Origin of the sequence: Ureibacillus aquaedulcis (assembly GCF_030418165.1) — a bacterium.
Classification (GTDB): Bacteria; Bacillota; Bacilli; order Bacillales_A; family Planococcaceae; genus Ureibacillus; species Ureibacillus aquaedulcis.
In genome coordinates this window covers 207,498-232,494 of sequence record NZ_JAUHTQ010000003.1, presented here as the reverse complement: position 1 = coordinate 232,494, position 24,997 = coordinate 207,498, and the positions used below count along the sequence as shown (strand labels likewise).

The window sequence follows — 24,997 nt, the reverse complement described above, 5'->3', positions numbered from 1 at the left end:
TATGTATTAGATTTGTTATTTTCTGTGAAAGATATTTCTTATAAAAAAATAATGAGGTAGTGTGATTAGTTTTGGTAAATATGGATGATTTGTATTTTGGACTTGGATATGAAAACCATGCGAAAGGTCAATTCATGAGACTTGGGTTCGAAGCATTTAAAATGGAAGCAGACTTTGGTTTTGATTTGTTAGTTAGTAGCCAAGCTAAAAAAACTTTTAAAAATATAATTGCGGGTGAATTCTCTGTATTTCAAGTAAAAGCAGGTAGGGTACATAATTGGCATATTACTAAAGCAAGGGCTGGAGATAGAAAAATAGGTGAAGCTAGTTTTTATCTATCTGAAGAACATCTAGAGAATTTGATTAAGGAACCAAAGGCATTTATTCTTTGTTATATTGTTGATGGTTCTGATCATGATAACGTTGTAGGATACTTTTGGCTTAATAATTCACATATTAAGTATTTGTATGAAGGTCGAAATACAAAGTATAAAACATCCACATGGACTTGGTTCCATAAAAACAATCGTGGTTATCTCTATCTAAAAGCGAAGATTACATTAGAGGCAAAGTTAAATGAACAATATCAAGAGGCATTAGAAAGTTTAGAAGGTAACATAAATAAATATATGGAAAAAAACAGTAATGAACATAAAGAGTTTACTGACATATTAGATAAATTTAAAAGACTTATATCAAAATCAGATATTACTAATAATAACTCAAATTCACGAATTGAATTAATAGCATCAACTGAGAATTCAGGTGAGTTTGGGTCAAAACTCATCCTTTGTCAGGAAGTTTTGCAATTATCTCAATTTGAAATTTTTAATTTGCCTCATCCTTTTTTCCCTAGATAATTGAATATTATTATTATAAGCTTAACATTGTTTATAATAAAACGAATAGTTTAGATTAAAAGGTAAGTAGAAATGATTTTAGATGCTCTGTATTTATTTATTCATATTTTTTAAGCGAATTTTAGACATGCACCTGAAATATCTTATTAGAATCAATACTTTAAATGTTATTTCTACCACGTTCACCATTAATGGAGTCGAGGCAGTAATAGAAATTTAGGATATGAGTTTTTAATAGTTGTTCATGTTATATAGGAATCCTATAAATTTTGACAAAATCCTTAATAATTATCACCATAAAATTCTTATCTCCGTAAGCAATTATAAAAAACCTAGTCAAAACCGTGGTCAGTGATTTCAAAAGGATTCGAAAAACCCTTTAAAACCTTAATATAACTGACTTCCTCGGAGAAGGTGTTTGAACTCCCGCCGTCTCCATAGAACGAAATCATAGGATTTCAATTAGTGTTAAACCCTTGAAAATCAAGGGTTTTTTATTTTGCCTATATCATGCAATATCATTGAATATCAATCAATGGCATTTTTTTTGGCATTTCTTATTCAATGTCATCTTCAAGTTTATCTAGGTAATCAGTGAATTTTTGAATTGTATTTTCCTTAGCCTTTTTAGTGATATGAGTGTAAATATTCATCGTTGTTTGTACATCATCATGACCTAAGCGTTCTTGTACCTCAGGAATAGTTGCACCTGCTTCAAATAATAAACTGCAGTAAGTATGACGGAGTCCGTGTGTTGTGATTTTATCTAAGTTGTTTTTCTTCTGAATTTGAACAATCCACTTACGTGTTTTTGTGGGCTGATTAAATGTATTATATTCGTTGTTGAAAACGAGCTGCTTAGGGCTTGATGTACTATAACCTAAGAACGTATTTTCATGGGTCTGTCTAATTCTCCAATCCCTTAATATTTCCATTGTAGATGAATCCATTTTGATTATACGGGATTTTCTATTTTTTGCGATATTCACAAAAAGTTTACTATCTTTTTTCACGTGAAAGTGCTTATTTATACGTATTTCATTATCTTCGAAGTTTATATCACTCCAAGTTAAAGCTAAAGCTTCTCCTTTACGCATACCACTAAATGCTAATAGTCTAAAAAAATATAAGCTTTAAAATTGTACTCATTTTCTAAACAACTTAAAAAAGTTAATATTTGTTCACGTGTATCAAAGTTTTCAATTTCCTCTTCACCAGGTAGCTTATGCCGTATAGGTGTTTCAACTAACTTCATTGGATTTGATTGTAAATAGTCTCGCTTTATTGCGAAATCAAACACTTTAGAAGCATAGACCTTCACAGTTCTATATTTTTGTAGATTACTGAACCTCTCATTAACATGTTTTTGACAAATATCTTATATGCTTCTATTGGCATACTTATGGTTCTGGAAATTTTACTTATAATAAAAAAAGGCTGATCCAATTTTGGGTCAGCCTTTTAATCTAGTGTATGGTAAAAATTTCATTGATTTCCAATAACCTTTCAATTAAAATAAAAATATTCAGAAAATTATATTAATAGAGAGTTGTTTATTTAGAAATTTGCTTTTATATAGAAGTTTTTTATATCTCTATATTACCAATTAAGATGTTAAGGGGAGGTGCTCAATTGAATTCTGAATATCCAAAAGTTAGTAATGTTATTACCGAAAATGAAGAATCATTAGTTTCTCTTTCAACAGTTTCAGAAAAAATAAAAGTATTTCCCTATTATTTTAAACATCAGATTCCCGGGGCAATAAATGATTGCTATTTGCGAGAGGGAGTAGTTTCTAAATTGTTGCAGGTTGCTAATCAACTTCCAAACAACCATTACCTCGTTATTTTAGATGGATGGCGTTCCATTGCAACCCAAAGGGCATTATATGAAACCATCAAAAGCCAATTTGAAACGCAATTTGACACAGAAGAAGAACTATTACAGCACCTATCACAGTTTGTTGCAACTCCATCGAAAAACCCACTTAAACCATCACCACATTACACTGGTGGGGCTGTAGATTTAACGATTGGAAATAGCCATGGTTGGCTCAATATGGGGACTGACTTCGATGAATTTACCGAAAAAGCACACTCCTTATACTTTGAACATAAAGAACAGTTGACGGCTGAGGAAATACAAATACGTGATAATCGCCGTCTTCTAAGAACGTCAATGGAAAGTGTAGGTTTTCGAACGAATCCTGAGGAATGGTGGCATTTTGATTATGGAAATGCTCGCTGGGCTGAAGATTCGAGAAATAAGCCAATCTATTTTGGCATTGAACTTCATATTAAAGGAGAGAATTGAATGGTAAAAAAGCTTAGCTATGTATTATTAATGATTATTACTGCAATACTTCTCACCGCATGTAAAGAAAATGCAAACGCTCCGACATCTTCAGAAACGACACCAGATGAAACAACTCCAACCGAAACAGAAACAACAGCAACAAATCCAGATCAATTAGTTATTGCCATCCCTGCAGATGTTACTTCATTAGATCCAGCTATAACAATGGACAATAGTACTTGGAAGATTATCTACAACTCATATGAAAGATTAGTAGACTACGACGGTGCAACAACAAATATTAAACCAGGCTTAGCAGAAAAATGGGAAGTTAGCGAAGACGGCAAAACTTGGACATTCCACTTAGAGGATGGTCATGTATTCTCTGATGGTACACCTGTTGATGCGGAAGCTGTAAAAGCAAGCTTTGACAGAACGTTGAAAATTGCGAATGGTCCTGCCGGCGTATATAGCATGGTATCTGAAATTCGAGTAGATGACCCGATGACAGTGGTATTCGTGTTATCTGAAAACTTCCCTCCATTCCTATCAACATTAGCAGCAAACTATGGAAACATAGTAAGCCCAACAGTAATGGAACACGAAGAAAATGGTGATTTGGGTCAAAATTACTTAGCAGAAAATACATTAGGAAGTGGCCCATATAAGTTAACTGAGTGGAAAAAAGGAGATTCATTAAAACTTGAAATTAATGAACATTCCAAAGTAAAACCAACGCTTAAATCAATCTTATTTAGAATTGTAGGCGATCCATCGGTACAACGTATGCAATTAGAAAAAGGCGAAATCGATATTGCAGAAGGAATTCCTGTCGATCAAATTGATTCGGTTAAAGGATTAGAAAATGTCGCGTTAATTCAAGAGCCAAGTTTATTAGCAGACTATATTTATATCAATACAAGTAAAGGCAATGCAGCATTACAAGACGAAAAAGTTCGTCAAGCATTAAACTATGCTATGGATTATGAAAGCTTAGTAAGTGCAGTCCAACTGGGTTATGCCACACAAATGCGTGGACCAATTCCTGATGGTATTTGGGGTCATGATGAAAGTGTACATCAATATAATTACGATGTAGAAAAAGCAAAAGCATTATTAGCTGAAGCTGGTGTAGAAAATTTAACACTTGAATTATTATACTCTGATAATAAAACATGGTGGGAAACAGAGGCATTGGCAATTCAATCAAATTTAGCTGATATTGGTGTCACATTAAACTTAAATAAAGTTGCTTATGCTACTTCTCGTGAAATGATGGAAAAAGGCGAATTCGATCTAGCATTAGGTGTGTGGAGCCCAGACTTTGGTGACCCTTATGCCTTCATGAATTACTGGTTCGATTCAGCTAACCACGGTTTAGCAGGGAACAGAGCTTTCTATACAAATAGCGAAGTAGACAATTTGTTAAAAGAAGCGGCTACAAACAATGATCAATCCGCACGTCAAGAAACTTATAAGCAAATCCAGGATATCGTTATGGAAGAAGCTCCATATATTCTTCTATATCAAAAAGACTTTATTTTACCTATGAGTAAAGATGTAAAAGGCTTTGTTTATAACCCGATGTTGGAAGGAATCTACTTCTTAAGTGAAATGTCTAAATAAACAACTGGAGTGACGAACCATGATACAAATGATTGTTAAAAGATTAGGCCTTATACTATTTGTCGTATTTGGGGTGACATTGGTGACATTCTTTATGTCCCATGTCATTCCTGGCGACCCTGCAAGTTTGATTGCTGGACAAAGGGCAAGTGAAGAAACTTTACAATCAATTCGTCAACAATTGGGTCTAGACCAGCCAGTCTGGATCCAATATTTTCACTACCTTGGTGATTTATTAACTGGTGATTTAGGTACTTCCATACGTACACAACGCCCAGTATTAGATGAATTGATTACATTTTTTCCAGCAACCATTGAATTAGCTATTGCAGCCTTTGCAATTGCGATTGTGTTAGGAATTCCATTAGGTATTCTTGCAGCCTTGAAAAAGAACTCAATTTGGGACAATCTAAGTCGCGTATTTTCGATTAGTGGGGTATCCATTCCAGTATTTTTTAGCGGGTTAATTGTTATTTTAATTTTTTATGGGAAGTTAGGATGGCTCCCTTCAAATGGACGGATTGCACTTGATATCAATCCTCCTACACATATTACAGGCTTCTATATTTTAGATAGTATTTTCACTGGGGATATGGTTGCACTAAAAAGCAGTTTACAGCATCTTATCCTACCTGCATTAGTTTTGTCCTATGCACAACTAGCTGTCATCACAAGACAAGTTCGAGCTAGTATGCTTGAGGTCATGAGTCAGGAATATATTCGCACAGCAGTTGCAAACGGTATAAAGGGACGTTTATTAATCATCTCCTATGCCTTAAAAAATGCGTTAATTCCTACTGTTACTGTCATTGGTGTAGCCTTTGGTTCTCTACTTGGAGGAGCAGTGGTAACAGAGACGATTTTTGGTTGGCCTGGGATGGGGAAATTTGTTGTAGATTCAATTTCTTATTTAGATTTCCCAGCGATGATGGGCTTTACGATTATTATTAGTATTGGCTATGTATTGATAAATTTAATTGTAGATATTATTTACGGATTATTAAATCCACAAATGAAACAATAGGGGGATTTTTATGCAGATTAACTACTCTTCTAAAACTCTAAAAAGTAACCCTATCTGGTATAAATTAAAGCAAAATAAAATGACTTGGGTAGGAATAATCATTCTAGCATTAATTGTTTTATTTTCAGTAATAGTTCCTCTTTTTTCTCCCTTTGACCCTAATAAAATTGATTTAGTCAATAAATTTCAGCCCCCCTCTTCTCAGCATTGGTTTGGTACTGATGAAGTAGGAAGGGATATTTTTACAAGGATTCTTTATGGAGCTAGGCTTTCTTTAGGCGTCGGAATATTAATCATTGTCATAGCAGCTGCTATCGGCATTGTAATCGGTACAATTTCAGGTTATATCGGTGGCATTGTGGATACGATTATAATGCGTTTTGTCGATATGATTTTAGCCTTTCCGAATTTAATATTAGCGATGGCGTTAGCTGCAGTACTAGGTCCGAATTTACAAAACGCGATGATTGCGATTGCTATCGTAAAAATTCCTGTTTATATTCGCCTTGCTCGCGGGGAAGCCATGTTGCTAAAGGAAAAATTATTTGTGAAATCTGCTGAAACATTTGGAATAAATAAGGGACTCATAATCATCAAGCATATTATTCCGAATGCAATCTCACCTGTTATTATTCAGGCGACATTGGATGTAGGGGATACAATTTTATTAATTGCGACTTTAGGGTTCTTAGGACTAGGAGCACAACCCCCAACGCCTGAGTGGGGTGCGATGATAAGTATTGGATGGACATACCTTTTAACTTATTGGTGGTATCCAGTTTTTCCAGGTTTATTTTTATTTTTATCTTCAGGTGCACTTAATTTAATTGGAGATGGAATCCGTGATGTATTGGATCCAAAATCAGCGCGTTAGGAGGGAGAGTCATGATGCTGGAAATTAAAAATTTACATGTTGATTTTGAAGGGATGCGCGGCAAAACAGAGGCTTTGAAAAATATGAATCTCTCTCTAAATCGTGGTGAGATATTAGGGATTGTTGGTGAATCGGGTTCTGGTAAATCAATTACTGCTTTATCGATTTTAGGGCTTCTAGAAGAAAATGCCATTATTTCAAAGGGTAGGATTCTTTATAATGGTGATAATTTACTTGAATTAAGTAAAAAGAACATTCAAGCATTAAGAGGAAAAGAGATTGGGATGGTATTTCAGGAACCAATGACTGCCTTACAGCCGACGATGAGAATTGGAAAACAACTGTTTAATGTAATTAAGCAACATCGTAATTTATCATCGAAAGAAACAAAAGAAGCTGTACTACATGCATTAAGGGATGTTCATATCGATAATCCGGAGCTAGTTGCAAAGAAGTATCCTTTTGAACTGAGTGGTGGAATGAGGCAACGAATTGTTATTGCACTTGCCATGGCAGCTCCACCTAATCTACTAATTGCTGATGAACCTACAACTGCGCTTGATGTAACAATTCAATATGAGATTATTAATTTGATCAAAGAATTAAATGAAAAAAGAGGCACTTCGGTTTTACTTATTACACATGATTTAGGTGTTGTTGCCAATGTTTGTGATCGGATACTTGTAATGTATGCAGGGGAAGTTGTGGAAAGTGGAAATACAAAGGATGTGTTAAGTCATCCCATTCATCCTTACACCAAGTCTCTTTTAAATGCTCTACCTGATTCGGTTGAACCACATGAACCATTACAGGCGATTGAAGGTGAGCCGCCTAATTTACTTAAACGACCTAAAGGATGTGCATTTTCTGAAAGATGCCATTTTGTAATGGATATTTGTAAAGAAGAACATCCCGAATTAAAGGATGGTGGGTCAAGTCATCAAGCATCCTGCTGGTTAGAGAAGGTGATTGTATGATTGAAATTTCACAGCTTGAGAAAATTTATAGTACAGGAAAAGACTGTATGATAGCGGTAAAAACAACAAACCTAACTATTATTGAAGGAGAAATTTTAGGAATCGTCGGCGAGTCCGGCTCAGGAAAAAGTACTTTAGGCAAAATGATTATTGGGTTAGAGAGGCCTTCTAATGGGAGCATCACTTATAAGGGACATCCCCTTTGGAATAAAAAGAAATATAACCGTGTGGAGGCTGGCGAAATTCAAACTGTTTTCCAAGATCCTCAAAGCTCCCTCGATCCTAGAATGAGTGTGAAAGATATTATTTTGGAGCCGTTACTCGCCCTTTCGAAAGTAGAAAGAAAAGAAAAGGGAAATAGGGAGCGACTACTGCAATTAATAAAACGAGTTGGGTTGAAGGAAGAACATTTGGATCGTTATCCACATGAATTTAGTGGTGGGCAAAGACAGAGAATTGCCATAGCACGGGCTTTGATTACGGATCCTTCATTTATTGTTCTGGATGAACCAACCTCTGCACTGGATGTCTCCGTACAAGCCCAGGTGTTAAATTTACTGAAGGAGTTACAGAAGGAGAGAAATTTAACCTATTTGTTTATATCCCACAACATGTCGGTCATTCGATATATGTGTCAAAGAGTTGCTGTAATGTTTAAAGGGGAGATAGTAGAGGTTGGAGACACCAAGGAAATATTTGAACATCCCGAACATCCTTATACACAAAAGCTGTTATCTTCAGTATTAACAATTCAAAATGATACAGATACACAATCGATTATTTTAAAATGAATTTACAACCGTTTCTCGTATTTTGGGAAACGGTTGTTATAGGATGATGTCGGCAAGTGGATTTTTCATGCACAAATTAATGTCCGAAAGGCACATTTTTTATAAGGCTATAACCAACCAGGGCACAATTGTCCTGGTATTTTTTTATTCCTTAAAATCAAACAAATCTCTAATTTTCCAACCTAGAAGTTCCTATTCCCCATACCCTCAACTTTTTCTCACCACCATGTCTCTTTTTCCACTAAAAAACGGTATTTATTAAGTGAAGGCAAATTTCCACCACTTACTAAAGGAGATGGGGCAAGTATGAACATTATTGAATTCAATGGAGAAGCAGTTCTGGAAACAAAGGAATTAGCAAAACTGTATTACCGAGCTCCTCACGAGCTAACAACCGCATTTTTCCAAAACATCAATTGATTTAGAGAAGGCGAACATTATTCTTTACTTAATTATCGTTTTCAGGACTTTGAGGAATTTAAAAACGGACACCATGAATAAAATTGTATGGAGCATAGGCAACCAACAATTCGCTCATTATTTGAGGATGCACTTTCATTTGACGAACCCTACGCAGCCCACCTCATTTACTTGGCAACAAGAAAAGGGAAAGTCAACTTGCAAGATCCAGTATCTAAATAAAAAGAATTGGAATTGACAGTAGAGGAACAAGAGAAAATCAGTCGCATGAAGGCAGCTGATGTACTCGCCTTGCGGAAGATAAAACTATACGCCATTAAGCGCAGCTCAACTACCTACGTCTTTTACTTTGCTATCAACCCTTGGAACGCACGGAAACTGCACCACGAAATTTACGGGCGATGGGAAAACCACATCATCGATGCCTACAACCAGATGATAGATAAGGGCCTCTATTTTCCAGATACAAAGGAGACGAAGACATTTCGGGAGTTGTTGAAGGAGACGGTGGAGTTTCCGAGGTGGATTTGTGAGATGGATATGTAGCTTTAGGGAACAGTGGGGGAATCATATTAATATCTAATTCGAGCAGAGATATTTAGAAAGAATGGTAACCCTATTCGGAGGATGAAAGTATGGAAAAATTCTATTCCTGAGTATTCGTGGGGATAAGCTAATAATACGATTGATCAAAAAAGCTACAGCTACATGAAAAATGTACTGTAGTTTTTTATTTTAACATCCAGTAATTATGATAAAATTAAGAAAATATAACTATTTTAGGGTGGTATGCTATGATATCTGAACCTTTATCGCAAGCTCAAAGAACTGAATTATTATCACTTGTTACAGACGGACAAAAAGAGTATCTGCTAAATGAAGTGAAGCGTGGAAGAAGAACGATTTTCGGTAACATTATGGTTGAAGAAAAAGTACAAGCAATTAAGTCGGTAGATATAGATTTACAAGAGGATGAGAGAAACGTAGAGGATTGGAATATTGTTGATTATACGGATTTTGGTCCAGGAAATCGTTTAGGGAAATGTGCTTGCGGTATTACCTTGAGGTATATGTTTACTGTACAACACAAGGGAACAAATAAGACGATTACATATGGTAAAGACCATTTAAGTGCTTTTTTAAATCTTCCTATAAAAGATATTGATGCTGTAATGGCAGGTTTGAGAACTATAGATTATGAGCTTGATGAACTATTGGTTAAGATCAAAGATGATAATTATGGATATGAAGTATTAGAAGAAATACCGGAAGAAATTGACCTGCCCAAAGACATAAAAGCACATGTAGAATATCATATTCCTTTGTTAGATAGACAAATCAAAAAAATTGAACGCGAAGTCAATAAATACTACTCAAAGGAAATTGAAAAAGCTAAAAATGAACAACTTGATGCAGCACGATTAGAAGCTGCCAAAAGAGCAGAGGCTTATTTAAAAGCTAAAGAAATATTAAGAGAACGTTATGAACTCGAACAAAAAGAAGCGCAGGCAAGGGATCAAAAAATTCTTGAATCCATTAGACCTTACCTAGTAGCTTCAAAACCAACGATAGTTGAAATTGCTTATTCATTAGTCCTTAATGGTGTTTCCAGCGCAACCGAAATTAGTCGTATCACGAGGGAATATTTTAATGTAGATAAAAGGATTTCCACAGGAACTAAACAAAGGCCGTATATTTATATGGATGTTGTTCTTGCTTTAATGAATGAAGCGGGAAAAGGGACCCTGTATTTCGATAAAGAGAGTTCAGGTTTTGAGGATTGTTACTTTTATCCATTAGAAGGATTAGAGAATGATACAACTTTGACGAACAATATTCAACCTTCGTTATTTTAAAAGTAGAGTTTCATAAAATATAAGCTTCAAAAGAAGGATGGTAATAGAAAATGCGTGGAGAAAAATATTTACCACTACATCAATATTTAAAATCAAATGCTTCTGAGTATATTACTCTACCTTTCGAAAAAATTGAAATGATATTGGGATTTAAACTTCCTAACTCAGCTTATAAGTATTCACCTTGGTGGAGTAATAATATTGGTACACATACCCAAGCGCACTCAAGGATTGATGCTGGTTACAAAACTCAATCAGTTCAATTGGGAAATCAAGTTGTATTTAGAAGAGATATAATAATCTAACTCCTTCAGGTTTAATTATTCCTAGGAAATAGATTCTATAAAAGGGAGAGAAATAATATGAAATTTGTATACTATAATGATACGGGTAGAGAAGTAGGTATCCATCCAGCAACCAAGGAACATGGCACAGAATGTGATATGTCAACAATTCTTCCTCTAGAAGAACGTACTTTCATTCTACCCAACAATACATATCCTTGGGTGAAAATGTGGGATTATGGAGAAGAACATGGTCTTAGTATTCTGGTTTCTCCTCAACAGGAAGATAATTAAGTTAATAAGTGATTGATCTTACTTAATAATACTAGATGAGAATTTTAAAGATTTTATAGAGGAATGTTTAAGCTAAATAATTTGAATGAGTGATATGGTGTGCAAAATTATCTATGATTCGATTCGAAATTTACTTAGACAGGACTAAATGCTATAATAAAGTCCTGGCGAATAATGAATAAGAAAGAGTCCCCTGTGTGTCCTCCGAAAGGCAACTAAATTGGGACTCTTTCTTTTTGTTTTAATATTTTTATAGTATTTAGTTATATTAAACAATTACACACCAGAATGGTTATATGTTGGGGATACTAAAAATTATATATCTGATTTTTTTAAACTAGTAATAATTATGGCAAACGTGAGATGCGGCACTGAAATTAAACTGTAAAGTATAGTTGAAGATCTGGGGCTAACTAGCTAAAAACTTTTAATAAAAAAAACAGGCTTGCATAATGCTTGCCCGCTAATTTATTTATAATCTACTTTTAGGCTTTTTCTAATTGATTCGCCATAAAATTCCTTCGTTTTTCTTAGCTAACATCATAGGCCATATCAATTAGACGTTTAGCTTTTTCTATATCTTCATTATTAGAAATAACAACTTCTAAATCACCAGTCCCATAATGACCGATTTGTGTAACATCCCGAGTAAAGCCTTGCTCTAACGTAATAGAATCAGGATTTACTTTTAAATAAAGTAGTATCTTTGCGGTTTGTGGATGTATTTCAACGCAAGCAAAGTTTTTAATACGCTTAAATGCTATATAATGTTTAAGTATTTTCATTTGTACATCATCTCCGAGAGCCATCATGTAGGCTTTCACCATCTCAAATCTATCGGTCAACTCAGTATTTGCTTGCTCTAAATAATCAGAGACAGTTTTTACCCGTATATTGCGGGTGCTTGAAGTTAAAGGTGTATTAATTCCTTCGCTGATATCTACCGTTTGAGCAGTTGTAGCGTTTACTAAATCAAGTAAAACAAACCCGTCTTTATAATGCTTGTATTGATATAATTCAATGTTTCTATTGATTTGTTGTACAGCATGTTCGTCGTATTTAGTAAAACCGCCTGCAATACATAATAAACGTGGGCTACTCCAATCAATAGCCTCTGCAACTTGTTCACCGTACCTACGTAAAGTCATAAGTTCAAATTCCGCTTTATGGTCAAGTAACCAGTCTAAGTAGAAAAGTCCCTGATTTATTACGTTTTCATTAACAGATCGCTTGTATTCAATAATTACAGGTGAATTATTTTCATCTATCCCTAATGTATCAATTCGCCCTGCATGTCGTTTTCCCGTAGTATATTCCGAAGCTAAAAAACGAACGCCTAAAAATGTTTCTAAGTGCCTTTCAAAAAGTTGTTGCAGTGATTTTTCAATAGCAACAGCTTTTCCTTCTAATTCGTCTACAGATTCTCCGTTTAATCTAAATAGCTTTACATCGCCCATTTAGCACCTTCCTTTAAAAATATTATAAAGTCTTTGCAATTATCTTAGGAAAACGTAAAAGACTTAAATTGATTTATAACATTATGGTTAGTAGTTATTCAATATTATCTTACCATGGTTATTAGAGTGGTAAGAAGTTAATAATTTTGGTTGTTGTAAATGTTATTAATTTATATTTGTGATATTTTAAGCAAGGGTGTACGAAAGATGCTAATAAAATAGACAAGCCCGAAAAATAGGCTTGTCCAAAAGTTATTAAGCTTGTTCTGTAGGAATTCGATAATTGGGATTGGATTGTGTCCAACCGCCACCTTCTTCTATACTTTGATTTACACTTGTATCCCCATCGCCATCTACCCATATTGTATCTCCATTAGAAAGGGTTCTCCAATGTGGTTCAACAGAATGCGAATTAGAGTTATCTGCTTGAACATAATCTATATTTCCTGCAGAATTTTGGTTAATATCCATCATTCTTTCAAATGCAGATGTGGATGTAGACACATCATTACTTCCACCATCAAATCCGTTTGCTTTGGCTATTTCACTTGTAGCCAGATTATCGCCATTGTTACCATTATCAAATCCACCCTCATTGCCATTAACATCTACAACATCAGCTATATCTAAAACAGTAACGCCAAGTGTAGCTATCAGTGCTGTTTTTCCTAATTGTTTCGCTCCATATAATGCACGGTCTGAATCGCCAGCTTTTAGCCCTCCTGCTACATCACCAATATTATTTACTGTAGAAGAGATGCCTTGTCCAATAGCTTTAGCTGTATTTCCAATTCCTTCACCTAAGTCATCGAACCCATGATCAATTTTATAGTCATCTTTTGTAACAATGCCACTTCCAACATTCCAAACACCTTCTGCTACATTTCCAAGTTGTTTCCCGGCAAATTCAGTGGAGTTTTTTACACCGTCACCAATGTCTCTTATGAAATCTGAATCAGTTAGTTCACCTACACCTTTAATAATTCCACCGGTTGCATTCCCGATTAGCCAGCCAGCACCTTCACCTAACTCCTTTAAAAAACCCATACTTTATTCCTTCTTTCATTAATTATATAGGTATATTCTACTTTAAAAGAGAAAGGTATTCTAGTACTTAATTGTCATATTTTTCTTATCTGACATCAGATGCAATGTTTAATTAGGCTTACAAAAGGCAATTACAACTTGTTAGAAAAGGTTTAGCGTTAAAAGTCAGCGAACACATTTGTAAAGGGATCAATACTACCCAAGAATCCCTCTTAAAAAGACAATCTATTAGAAATAAACTTTTAAACTTACATCTCATTGTTAGAATACATACTCTATAGCCGTCAATAATCTTCTGTTTTCTGAAATTGATTTTTAAAAATCTTCTAAATCTCACCAATTAACTCTTTCGATGAAATCTAAAGTCTAATGAAAAAATTAGCTTTTAAGTAAAAAATAGCTAATCCAAACTGTATATTTCTGTTTTTGTTGGATAGATTCTGGCAAGGTAAAAATTTTTCTTACAGAGATTTATTATCAGGTTAAGTGATTATAAAATACATGCAATAACCTCGCCAACTCCACCTTTCTATTCTATTTTTTTGTCAAATATTATTTTTAAAAGACAAGTTCACGTTAATTTCGCTATTTGACGTGAGTTGAAATAATAATGTATATTTTCTTAAAGATTTTATAATTTTCAAACAAATGGGGTGGGGATATGAATATGCAGCTGGGGATGCAAGCAGTCATGTCGCAACAGTTAACGGCACAAATGATTCAACATTTAAGTATTTTACAGTTAACAAATCTGGAATTGAAAGAGCTTGTTGAACAAAAAGCATTAGAGAATCCTTTAATAGATTTGATCGATCAACAGGAAGAGACATGGCCAACGGCAAAAATGCAAAAGGGGAGCATTGAAGCAGACTATGGCTTGATTGCCGTGCAACAGACGGTAGCCGATTTTCTAATGGAGCAAATTCCATTAAATGCGACAGATTTTGAACGAGCAGTGTTAACATACTTAATTTATTCATTAGATGAGCGTTTATATTTAACTACGAATGCAGCTGAGGTAGCACAGCATTTTAAGATGGAATTAGAAGAAGCTGAGCGATTAATTCATATACTTCAATCATTTGAACCGATTGGTGTAGGTTGTCAAAATAGTACGGAATTTTTCTTGAAGCATATTGAACAATGCGAGAATGTACCGTATTACACAAAAGTCTTCTTAACAGATGAAATGGAAAACATTGCGAAAATGGACATTGTGTCATTAAGAAGACGTTATAATATATCAACACATGAAGTAATGGCAACGATCGCTTTTATAAAAGAATTGCCACGCATGCCTGTTATTTCTTTGGAAGAAGTAGTCGCAACGGTCATACCGGATGTCTCTGTCTATTGTATGGCGGGGCAGTGGGCGATTGAGGTCGAGCAAAAAGCGGTGCCTGGTATTCGTTTGCACGATGTATATGTAGAGCTATTAAGGGCAGATGCGCCAAGCTATTTAAAGTCATGTATGCGTGATTTTACAACACTTGTACAAGGGCTGGATTTCCGCAAAAATACTTTATACGCCATTACGCATTATTTAATTGAACAGCAGCCTGCGTTTTTTGAAAAAGGACCATGTGCATTGAAGCCGATGCGCTTAAAAGATGTTGCAGAGGCCTTACAGATGCATGAATCGACAATTAGTCGTGCCATAAAAGGCAAGTACTTACATACAGCACAAGGAAATTTTGCGATGAATGACCTATTTGTAAAAGCGATTAATAATGTGACAACCTCATCTGTTTGTGATCGGATTGCGACGATTATCGCAGAAGAAAATAAACGTTCTCCTTATAGTGATCAACAACTGGCACTGTTATTAAAAGAACAGGGAATTGTGATTTCTCGAAGAACGGTCGCTAAATACCGCGAACAGCTAAATATACCAAGCTCTCAGAAGCGAGCATACTTATTGCTGAGTAAGATAGAATAATATTCAGATTATAGACAAAGTACGTAAAGAGGCCTTAGTCCCTCACGTACTTTGTCTTTTCTTATTACTTGTTAAGAAAGTGAAATGTTCAAGGACTCACTTAATTTGATTAGTTCATTATTTACATAGTCCTTTGAATAATCAAAGCCCAAAATAGCAATGACTCTGCCTTCTGAATCATAAAGTGGTACGCAGCATGTTTTCCATTCACCATATTCATCTTCATAAATGGGAGTCACACTAAGAATGCCATTATAAGCATCATCAATGGATTTTAGAATAATATCACTGCCAATATATATGGCCCCAACTGGAATAACAAAGCCTTCACTGGAAGTCAGATGAATAATGTTGCCTTCTTCATCCCGCACGAAGATAAACCCCCATTGAACCCCTTCTTCTTTTGTATAGATTTGGGTAAGTTGCTCTGATACCGGGTCAAGATATTTTGAATTATTAGGATGCTTGATGGCCTCTTCAAGCATTGTCGGTGATAGCGAGACGGATGTCACGACAGCTGTAGCACGCAACCGTTTATCTAATTCACTTTCTAGAATCTGACGTGTACTAAACAGCGTCTGTGTTTCTTCTTTCATTTCCTTAATCCTTTTATATTTGCGCGTCATCGTTGGTGGGCTTATCCCCAAAACGTTTGCAGCGAGTTTTAATGAATTGTACTTTTCCATTGCCATCGTAATTAGCTGCTCTTCAATTAACTCCTGGGCTTCTTGTAATGGTATAAGTTTATTAATGATAATGTTCTTTTCAAGCGCTTGATTACTACTTGGTGCATCTAGAAAGTCACGCGCTGTTTGCAAGGAGATAATGTCCTCATCGGCTAAAATAATTGTACGTTCAATGAAATTCTCCAGTTCCCGGACATTGCCGGGCCACTCTTGTAATGTTAAAAAGTCTATCGCTGTATTAGAGAAAAGGCGGCGACAATTGTATTTTTTGTTAAAGATTGTGGTGAAGTGTTCGATGAGTTCCGGAATTTCAACGGCACGTTCGCGTAAAGGTTGAATCGTAATGGGGATAATATTTAAGCGATAGTATAAATCTTCCCTAAATGTTCCTTCGTTGACCATATTAATAAGTGATTTGTTTGTTGCTGCAATGACTTGGACATCAATCGGGTATTCTATGGAAGACCCAATTGGTGTTACAACCCGCTCTTGCAGCACGCGTAAAAGCTTTACTTGCATCGATAATGGCAACTCGCCGACTTCATCCAGAAAAATGACTCCTTTATTTGCCTCGCGAAATTTCCCAATCTTCCCTGACTTTTGGGCACCCGTAAATGAACCAGCTGTATAACCAAATAACTCACTTTCGATTAATGTCTCAGGTATAGCCCCGCAGTTAATCGCCACAAAAGGCTGATCTTTTCGCGCACCTGACCGGTAAATTGCACGTGCCGCCATTTCTTTTCCTACGCCTGATTCACCTAGTAAGAGTGTTGTCGCTGCTGCATTTGCGGCTTTTTGAATTTGTGCAGCTACTTTAACCATTGCTGGACTTTTGATGATTAGGTCGCTGTTGAAACTAGGTGGGTCATTTTTCACTTCAACCTGCTTTTCTATTATATTGTAACCAAATATATAATTGCCGTTAGATGGAATGACATATGTTAACACACTGTGATTGTTCCATGTTTGTTGCAGGAACGTTTGCTTTGAATCCGTCACTTCAAGTGAGGAGAAAATTGGATTACTAAAAATTTCTTCTTCAAACAGTGCGATATTCTTATGTAAAGATAAATTATTTTTATACGTATCATTGCTTGAAAAGAACTCTAGAATGTCACCATTTTCTTTTGTAACAATTGAAAAATCGAACATTTGAGATAAAATCGCTACTTGTTCCATGAAACTTCCTCCTATAAACACAAATGAATTTCAAAAGTGAAATTGCTATTTCAAATTTGCAATAAAAAGAACTAAATATCAATCCAAAAGTCAGTAAATTCTCATTTTTTTTAATTGGCACGCAAATTGCATTATTATAAATAAAGATGGAAAAAGGGGGAGATTTTATGAAAGCTGCTGCTTTAAAGAGTTACGATAAGGAACTTCAATCAGAGGAACCATTCGTAAAAACGATGTATGAGGATCTGGAAAAGCGAATTGAATCATTCGAAGATGAATTGCTGGAGAAAAATGACAAAGCTAAAATTTCAGATTTTATCGGAGTCACGGTTGTTATGGCGATTATTACGATCGCTGTATTTAGCTTTTAAAGTCAGCATAGGGAGATGAGGCAATGTCAAAAACAAAATCAAATGTAAATGCAGATATTGCATTTGCTTATTTACCAACACATAAAAAAGAGAGAAAAATGAGCTTTATAGATTTAGTGCTCGTACAGACGGTTATTGGCTTATCTGCATTTGGATTATTATCTGGAGCGTATGCAGGCTCAATGCTTCAAACAGGTGATTCATTAATTGCCGTATTATTCGGAAATGCTTTTCCGATGTTTTTAATTGCTCCAGTTGCCTTTTACTTCGCAAAGTATGGAGTGGATACCTTTGTAGGCTATCGCAGTGCGCTGGGCTATAACGGGGTTACAGCCTTTTTTATCTTGTTTTATTTGCTGTCATTAGGCTATAGCGCCCTGGCATTATTCATGGCAGGCGAATCGCTATCAAGTGCGCTTAAGGTCGTAAATGCCCCAGAGATTGTTTCTGGCAGTGCTGGCCCAACTGTTTGTGCGATTATTTTATTCTTTATAGCCTTTTTCATCGTCTTTCGTGGACCGGATGCGATTCGCAAATTTAATATTATTGCGGTACCGTCATTTTTATTATTTTTAATTGCACTAATCGGGGTGGTAGTATTTTCAGACCATATACCAGCTTTAAGTAAGTTGATGCCGGTAGAGCCATTTGAAAATCCTACACAATCATTTATGACGGCGCTGGAGATTAATGTTGCATTAGGCTTTTCTTGGCTACCTTATTTAGGTCAATACAGCCGTTTGGCAAAATCATCAAAGTCGGCATATACAGCAAGTTTTTATAGCTACGGGGTGATCGTGGTTATTGCAGCGGCTGTTGGGGCACTTGCAGCACTTATCTCGGGTTCCTTGTATCCAGGTGATTGGATGAGTGCCATCATGGGCAGCAAGTTTGCCATTATTGGGCTGATTTTATTAACGGTAGCGAACTTGGGTGCAACATTGTTCTTGATGTATTCATTTGCAATCAGCTTTAAAACACTTTTCTCGAAAAGCTCTTGGATGTTAGCGGTATGTACATTATTACCGACAATTTTCTTATTATTAAATTCAACGTTCTATGATGCATTTAATATTTTCATGTCTGTTATTTCGTTCACAATGGCAAGTTTGGGTGGTATTTTGATTGCCGATTATTTCTTCGTGAAAAAGCAAAATATTTCCATGCGTGATCTGTACAACACAAAAGGAAAGTATAACTACTGGTTCGGCTTTAACCCGTCGGCAGTCGTGACATTGGTTGCAAGTTATTTCTTCTTCTGGAGTATGTACAACCCGATTACGCTAGAAGCAAATGGGTTGTTCTTGAAAATCACGGCAGGTATTCCGACATTCTTCTTGGCATGTGCCCTGTACTATGTGTGTGCGAAATTTATTTTCAGGTTTGAAGTGGATCGTGTATCAGCGAAAGATGAGGAATTTAAACAATATTTGATAGAAACCAAAACATCACTTTAGGAGGCGTTTTTAATGTTTACACAAGAATTAGATTTTAAAACAACAGACTTGGATACATTCCCATTCCCATTCCGTTCAGATAATTATCGTTATTCCAATGACTTGCGCAGGTTGGAGGACACAAACTTAGTATTGATTACACCGGAATATGAGTTGCAAGTACGTGCGAAGCGCCGTTTATTGGATGAGCAGCCAGAGGTCCGTTATCAATCATTCCCACACACAATGGAAATGCAGTGGGAGTTTTTGGAAATGGTATTTGAAATGGCAGTCGATAAATATCCTGAACATTTTGAGCTTATTAAAAATGGCGATGAATGGACATTTAAAAATAATATTCTGAAAGAAGAGCAAACATTTACGTTCGGTGATCCGTCTACATTGCCTTATGAGCCATATGATTTTGCAGGGCGCCATTTCCACCAGGATTTTGTTTTAATGGTCAACCGGAATGACAATTTCTACCTGGAAATAGGACAAGTCTCATATGCTGCATTATTTTCTGCACATTGGAATAAGGGAATGTCGTTTGATGAAATTCATGGACCAGTACCGTTTGTATCACGTAATGGTGACAACTTAATAGATCGCGTTCGTAAATTCCTATTGGGAATTAACCCAGGTGAGCCATGGACACGCATTAACTGGAACTTAATGGCCGACCGTTGGGATGTAAACTATGAAACTATGGATGTTTGGGGACCGGAACGAAGCCTCATCACACCAGAAAATGCAGGTAAATTGGTACGGCTCCGTGTAGAAGAACAAAAATTCTACCGTATGTCACGCAGCAATGCCATTTTATTTGTTTTAAATACTCAGTTCCTACCTTTAGAAGATATGCAACTTCGTCAAGAATGGTTTGACCTAATGTATAGCGTACTGCAAGATATTCCAGAACCGATGGCGGAATACAAAGGAATTGCTCCTTTTTTACCACAATCTGTAGAGTATTTGCGCCGTGTAGACGAAAAGTTAAAGAAACAAGCTGTAGAAACTCAGGAGGGATAAGCTGTATGTATAATAGCCCGGTCTTATTTTTTGAATCCGCTACATTAACAGAAAAATTATCGCCTAAAACACATTTCGTAAAGGCGGCTATTATTTGCGATGAAGCCTATAAAGAAGAAGCACAGCAATTACAGGCCCAGCTCTTTGATACACCATCCGCTACATTTCTATTCAAGGACACGGCTAATGTTCGTGACTTTATCGTAGAGCAAAAGATGGGCACATGTTTTTATATTGCAGCAAATTGGGACGATGCGGCAGCAATTTTCTCAACAGCCGTTGAAGAAGGCTTATCGGAAGAAGAACTGCAAGTAAAAATCATTGGAGAAAAGCGTAAATATATTTACTGTATGAAATGCTTCACCGCAAGTGAAATCGACACACAAGCCACGCATGTACAATGTGGGTGTGGTGCACACTTGGAAGTCGGACCATTTTATTCAAAAGTGCGTAAAGGATATATTGGTTATCCATTTGTACCGAAAACAGAAGGAGTGAAATAAATGAGAATCGCTGGCAATATTCCTGTAAAAATCGATCGTATTGTACAAGAGACGTCTACTATTAAACGTTTTCGTTTTGTACCTATAGAAGATGAAAAACTGCCTGCTTTTACAGGTGGTGCACACTTAAAAACTTTTGTAGCCGATGGGGATACAGTATATGAACGTGAGTATTCATTAATCAGTGATCCACGTAACCGAGAATTTTACGAAATTGCGATTAACAAAGATTCCAACTCACGTGGAGGCTCGAAGCATTGGCATGAAGTGATGAAAGAAGGGGATGAACTTGAAATAACATTCCCGCGTAATTACTTTCCGTTAAATGTACAAGCGAAGCATCATGTATTTTATGCATCTGGTATCGGGATTACACCGTTTTTAACGATGCTGCAAGATATTCAATTTGATCAAACAGTGGAGCTTCATTATGCGGCTCGTACACCTGAAGAATGTGCATTTTATAAAGAAATTAAAGAAAAGTATGCGGACATTACCACTTTCCATTTTTCACGTGTAGCTGAGCCAAATCGTTTAACAACGGATTTAATGAAGGAACACCGTGTAGGCTCTCATATTTATTTTTGTGGACCTGTCAGCATGGTGGAAGAATTCCGAGATGCAGCATTCTCCTTCGGTTACCCGGAAGGTGCTGTACATTTTGAATTATTCTCAAGTGGTCTGGATGATTCTAATCTAGAACCGTTTGTCGTATCCCTGACGGAAAGCGGTAAACAAATTCAAGTAACTGAAAATGAGACTTTATTAGATGCACTACTACGCGAAGGGGTGAATGCACCCTATTCATGCAAAATCGGTGGCTGCGGCAGCTGTGAAATCGATGTTGTAGAAGGTGATGTGGAACACCGGGATCACTTCCTATCTGATGAAAATAGAAAGCAACGAAGCACTATTTTAACATGTTGTTCACGAGCAAAATCTACTAATTTAACTATTAAACTATAAGGCGGGATGATAGATGACAACAACAGCAACTGACGTACTATACTTAAAAAGTTATGTAAATGGTGAGTGGGTAGAAGCAGAAAATACAGTAAACGTAATCAACCCTGCAAACCAAGAAGTAATCGCTACAGCACCACGAATGACGAAAGAACAAACAGAAGAAGCAATCCAGGCTGCACGCACGGCGTTTGATGAGGGTGAGTGGAAAAACACGACAGCGAAAGAACGTTCAAATATTCTACATGCGATTGCGAATAAGCTTGAGGAGCGTCTTGAAGAATTCGCTACATTGGAGACCCTAGATAACGGGAAGTTATATGCAGAGGCAGAAGCGGATGTACAAGATTCGATTGCTTGCTTCCGTTATTATGCAGGGATTATTTTACATCCAGATGGTGAAACCTATCATGTGCCGGACAATAATGTACAAGCAATGGTTGTAAAAGAGCCAGTCGGGGTTGCAGGATTGATCGTACCTTGGAACTTCCCATTACTAATGAGTATTTGGAAAATTGCACCTGCATTAGCAGCAGGGAATACCATCGTTTACAAGCCAGCTGAAGTTACGCCTGTAACAGCCTTCAAGTTATTTGAAATCTTGCATGAGCTAAACTTGCCAAAAGGTGTTGCAAACATGGTACTTGGTCAAGGCTCGATCATTGGGCAAACAATTTCTGAAAGCAATGATGTAGACATGGTGTCCTTCACGGGGAGTACGGATGTAGGACGTGGCATTATGCGAGCTGCAGCCGGCAATCTAAAGAAAATTTCTTTAGAACTAGGTGGCAAGTCGCCAAACATCGTTTTTGCAGATGCAGACTTAGAAGTAGCGGTTGACTATGGTTTATTTGGGATTTTCTTAGGTGCTGGTCAAGTATGTTCATCAGGCAGCCGTATCTTGGTACAAGATACAATTTATGATGATTACGTAAAACGCTATGTAGAACGCGCAGAAAAAATAAAAGTAGGACCTGGTTTAGATCCGGAAACGAATATGGGCGCCATCGTGAGCGAAGCTCAAATGAACTCCATTTTAGGCTATATCGAAAAAGGTAAAGCGGAAGGGGCAACATTGAAAACAGGAGGCTACCGTTTAACAGACAATGGCCTGGACAAAGGATTCTTTATCGCGCCAACTGTATTTACCGATGTAACATCGGATATGACAATTGTGCGGGAAGAAATTTTCGGCCCGGTCGTAACGATTCAAAAGTTCTCAACAGAAGAAGAGGCAGTACGCTTAGCAAATGACACAGATTTTGGTTTAGCTGGTGGAGTCTTCTCAAATGACGGCGCTAAAGCATTACGTGTTATTAAGCAAGTTCGTGCAGGGATTACATGGGTAAATGATTACCACCCAACTTATGTAGAAGCACCGTGGGGTGGCTACAAGCAATCGGGTATTGGTCGTAGTTTAGGAAAATATAGCTTGGAAGAATTCCAGGAAGTAAAACAAATTAATATTCGGTTAAATGTTGAACCGGTAGGCTGGTTCCCACAATAAAATCATGAAGTAAATTGACATGACTTCCTTATTATATAGATGCGCAAATCTATATAATAAGGAAATTTTTTATATACAGGTGAGGAGAGAATATAATGACCAAAAAAGTACGTGTACGCTATGCGCCTAGTCCAACCGGCTTTTTACATATTGGAGGAGCTCGCACAGCGTTATTTAATTATTTATATGCGAAACACCACGACGGAACATTTATCGTACGGATAGAAGATACAGATGTAGAACGAAACGTAGAGGGCGGTGAAGCCTCACAATTGGATAATTTACGTTGGTTAGGCATCATTCCTGAAGAATCAATTGATATAGGTGGCCCGTATGCACCGTATCGGCAAATGGAGCGCCTATCTCTCTACAAAGTGCGAGGGGAAAAACTTTTGGCAAATGGCCAAGTGTATAAATGTTTTTGTTCAACAGAACGCCTGCAACAATCTCGGGAAGAGCAAAAAGAAAGAGGGGTAGCAGCCCCTCATTATGATGGTACTTGCAGAGCATTGACACAACATCAGATACAGGAAAAAGAGGCTGCGGGTGAAGCTTATACACTTCGTATGCGTGTACCTGAAGGAACATATCGTTTCCATGATCTAGTTCGCGGGAATGTCGCATTTGAATCAAAAGATATTGGCGATTGGGTTATTATGAAAACGAATGGTATTCCAACATATAATTTTGCGGTAGCATTGGATGATTATGATATGGACATTACCCATGTATTCCGCGGGGAAGAACATTTATCGAATACGCCAAAACAATTGATGGTATTTGAGGCATTTGGATGGACACCACCACAATATGGACATATGACATTGATCGTCAATGAAGAACGTAAAAAGCTCTCGAAACGGGATGAAACCATTGTCCAGTTCGTATCGCAATATCGTGAACTAGGCTTTTTACCAGAGGCGATGTTCAATTTCTTTGCTTTATTGGGTTGGTCTCCGGAAGGGGAGCAAGAATTGTTATCAAAAGAAGCATTAATTGAACAATTTGATGTGCGACGCCTATCAAAATCCGTTTCGATGTTTGATCAGAAAAAACTGATGTGGATGAACAATCAATATATTAAACGCTTATCGGTAGATGCATTGGTTGAGCTTGTTTTACCACATTTACAAAAGGCGAATGTTGTACCTGTTTGGGCCAATGAAGAGCAGCTTGCATGGGTGAAGGAGCTTGCACTGTTATATCAAGAGCAATTAACGTATGGCGCGGAAATTGTTGTGCTAACAAAGCATTACTTTGAAGAGCGTGTTAACTATGAAGAAGAGGCACAAGCATGGCTAGAAGCAAGTGAAACAACGGCTATTGCAGCGGCGTTAACAACAGCCCTACAACAAGCAACGCCAAATAGCAGTGCAGATTGGGAACAACTCATAAAAACAGTACAACAGCGAACAGGTCTAAAAGGAAAGGCTTTATTTATGCCAATCCGTATTTTATTGACAGGCCAGACGCATGGTCCAGAACTGCCTTTAGTGATGAAACTTCTGGGGAAGGAACTATTAGTAAAGCGTTTAGCTCAATTTAGCAAAGTGAATATATAAAATGGAAAAAC

24 protein-coding genes are annotated in these 24,997 nt (G+C 36.7%); 20 read left to right on the top strand and 4 right to left on the bottom strand.

Translation table 11 applies throughout. From position 1 onward, the window contains the following. Nucleotides 1-71 precede the first annotated feature (71 nt). Entirely contained in the window at nt 72-860 is a 789-nt protein-coding gene (locus QYB95_RS05970; protein ID WP_301137369.1) for a hypothetical protein, read from the top strand. A 557-nt stretch (nt 861-1,417) separates the two neighbouring features. On the opposite strand, the gene QYB95_RS05965 is transcribed toward QYB95_RS05970, so the two are convergent. Then, nucleotides 1,418-1,957: a site-specific integrase gene (locus QYB95_RS05965; RefSeq protein ID WP_301137368.1), complete on the bottom strand. Its 540-nt coding sequence runs from the start codon at nt 1,955-1,957 to the stop codon at nt 1,418-1,420. A 535-nt stretch (nt 1,958-2,492) separates the two neighbouring features. Here QYB95_RS05965 and QYB95_RS05960 point away from each other — a divergent pair. The 11 genes from QYB95_RS05960 to QYB95_RS05910 all read left to right on the top strand — a co-directional run bounded on the left by QYB95_RS05960 (nt 2,493) and on the right by QYB95_RS05910 (nt 11,301). After that, nucleotides 2,493-3,173 carry a M15 family metallopeptidase gene (locus tag QYB95_RS05960; protein ID WP_301137367.1) on the top strand — a complete coding sequence of 227 codons (681 nt, stop codon included), beginning with the start codon at nt 2,493-2,495 and terminating at the stop codon, nt 3,171-3,173. Beyond that, entirely contained in the window at nt 3,174-4,781 is a 1,608-nt protein-coding gene (locus QYB95_RS05955; protein WP_301137366.1) for an ABC transporter substrate-binding protein, read from the top strand. A 19-nt stretch (nt 4,782-4,800) separates the two neighbouring features. Then, entirely contained in the window at nt 4,801-5,805 is a 1,005-nt protein-coding gene (locus tag QYB95_RS05950) for an ABC transporter permease (RefSeq protein WP_301137364.1), read from the top strand. A 10-nt stretch (nt 5,806-5,815) separates the two neighbouring features. After that, entirely contained in the window at nt 5,816-6,679 is an 864-nt protein-coding gene (locus QYB95_RS05945) for an ABC transporter permease (protein WP_301137362.1), read from the top strand. 11 nt (nt 6,680-6,690) lie between these two features. After that, complete coding sequence (locus tag QYB95_RS05940) at nt 6,691-7,656, top strand: ABC transporter ATP-binding protein (protein ID WP_301137360.1); 966 nt, start codon at nt 6,691-6,693, stop codon at nt 7,654-7,656. Next, nucleotides 7,653-8,447 carry an ABC transporter ATP-binding protein gene (locus QYB95_RS05935; protein ID WP_301137358.1) on the top strand — a complete coding sequence of 265 codons (795 nt, stop codon included), beginning with the start codon at nt 7,653-7,655 and terminating at the stop codon, nt 8,445-8,447. Before QYB95_RS05940 ends, QYB95_RS05935 begins: the two co-directional genes overlap by 4 nt. A 507-nt stretch (nt 8,448-8,954) precedes the next feature. Continuing rightward, nucleotides 8,955-9,089, top strand: a complete 135-nt coding sequence (locus QYB95_RS05930) for a hypothetical protein (protein ID WP_301137357.1) — start codon at nt 8,955-8,957, stop codon at nt 9,087-9,089. Nucleotides 9,090-9,101: 12 nt separating this feature from the next. Then, on the top strand, nt 9,102-9,413 hold the full coding sequence (locus QYB95_RS05925) for a hypothetical protein (protein ID WP_301137356.1): 312 nt from the start codon (nt 9,102-9,104) through the stop codon (nt 9,411-9,413). 248 nt (nt 9,414-9,661) lie between these two features. Beyond that, the gene (locus tag QYB95_RS05920; protein WP_301137355.1) at nt 9,662-10,723 is read left to right on the top strand and encodes a hypothetical protein; all 1,062 of its coding nucleotides are present in this window, start codon (nt 9,662-9,664) and stop codon (nt 10,721-10,723) included. Between the two features lie 50 nt (nt 10,724-10,773). Next, nucleotides 10,774-11,028, top strand: a complete 255-nt coding sequence (locus tag QYB95_RS05915; protein WP_301137353.1) for a DUF7662 domain-containing protein — start codon at nt 10,774-10,776, stop codon at nt 11,026-11,028. Between the two features lie 57 nt (nt 11,029-11,085). Then, nucleotides 11,086-11,301 (top strand): hypothetical protein, encoded by a 216-nt coding sequence (locus QYB95_RS05910; RefSeq protein WP_301137351.1) that lies wholly within the window; start codon nt 11,086-11,088, stop codon nt 11,299-11,301. A gap of 530 nt (nt 11,302-11,831) precedes the next feature. Here the strand turns inward: QYB95_RS05910 and QYB95_RS05905 are convergent. Both QYB95_RS05905 and QYB95_RS05900 read right to left on the bottom strand, forming a co-directional pair. Next, the gene (locus QYB95_RS05905; protein WP_301137350.1) at nt 11,832-12,758 is read right to left on the bottom strand and encodes a DUF5655 domain-containing protein; all 927 of its coding nucleotides are present in this window, start codon (nt 12,756-12,758) and stop codon (nt 11,832-11,834) included. A 255-nt stretch (nt 12,759-13,013) separates the two neighbouring features. After that, entirely contained in the window at nt 13,014-13,805 is a 792-nt protein-coding gene (locus QYB95_RS05900; RefSeq protein ID WP_301137349.1) for a hypothetical protein, read from the bottom strand. Nucleotides 13,806-14,466: 661 nt separating this feature from the next. On the opposite strand from QYB95_RS05900, the gene rpoN reads away from it, so the two are divergent. Then, entirely contained in the window at nt 14,467-15,744 is a 1,278-nt protein-coding gene (rpoN, locus tag QYB95_RS05895) for an RNA polymerase factor sigma-54 (RefSeq protein WP_301137348.1), read from the top strand. Nucleotides 15,745-15,815: 71 nt separating this feature from the next. Here the strand turns inward: rpoN and QYB95_RS05890 are convergent, their stop codons facing one another. Beyond that, the gene (locus QYB95_RS05890; protein WP_301137346.1) at nt 15,816-17,612 is read right to left on the bottom strand and encodes a sigma-54 interaction domain-containing protein; all 1,797 of its coding nucleotides are present in this window, start codon (nt 17,610-17,612) and stop codon (nt 15,816-15,818) included. A 167-nt stretch (nt 17,613-17,779) separates the two neighbouring features. On the opposite strand from QYB95_RS05890, the gene QYB95_RS05885 reads away from it, so the two are divergent. The 7 genes from QYB95_RS05885 to gltX all read left to right on the top strand — a co-directional run bounded on the left by QYB95_RS05885 (nt 17,780) and on the right by gltX (nt 24,986). Further along, nucleotides 17,780-17,983, top strand: coding sequence for a hypothetical protein (locus tag QYB95_RS05885; protein ID WP_301137344.1), 204 nt, complete (start codon nt 17,780-17,782; stop codon nt 17,981-17,983). Nucleotides 17,984-18,006: 23 nt separating this feature from the next. Then, nucleotides 18,007-19,440, top strand: a complete 1,434-nt coding sequence (locus tag QYB95_RS05880; protein WP_301137342.1) for a purine-cytosine permease family protein — start codon at nt 18,007-18,009, stop codon at nt 19,438-19,440. A gap of 12 nt (nt 19,441-19,452) precedes the next feature. Continuing rightward, a complete protein-coding gene (locus QYB95_RS05875; protein ID WP_301137340.1) occupies nt 19,453-20,451 on the top strand; it encodes a heme-dependent oxidative N-demethylase family protein in 999 nt (332 codons plus the stop codon). Nucleotides 20,452-20,456: 5 nt separating this feature from the next. Next, the gene (locus tag QYB95_RS05870; RefSeq protein ID WP_301137338.1) at nt 20,457-20,954 is read left to right on the top strand and encodes a hypothetical protein; all 498 of its coding nucleotides are present in this window, start codon (nt 20,457-20,459) and stop codon (nt 20,952-20,954) included. Further along, entirely contained in the window at nt 20,955-21,920 is a 966-nt protein-coding gene (locus tag QYB95_RS05865; protein WP_301137336.1) for a PDR/VanB family oxidoreductase, read from the top strand. A 13-nt stretch (nt 21,921-21,933) separates the two neighbouring features. Next, nucleotides 21,934-23,424, top strand: coding sequence for an aldehyde dehydrogenase family protein (locus tag QYB95_RS05860; protein WP_301137334.1), 1,491 nt, complete (start codon nt 21,934-21,936; stop codon nt 23,422-23,424). A gap of 95 nt (nt 23,425-23,519) precedes the next feature. Further along, nucleotides 23,520-24,986 carry a glutamate--tRNA ligase gene (gene gltX, locus QYB95_RS05855; protein WP_301137332.1) on the top strand — a complete coding sequence of 489 codons (1,467 nt, stop codon included), beginning with the start codon at nt 23,520-23,522 and terminating at the stop codon, nt 24,984-24,986. Nucleotides 24,987-24,997 lie beyond the last annotated feature (11 nt).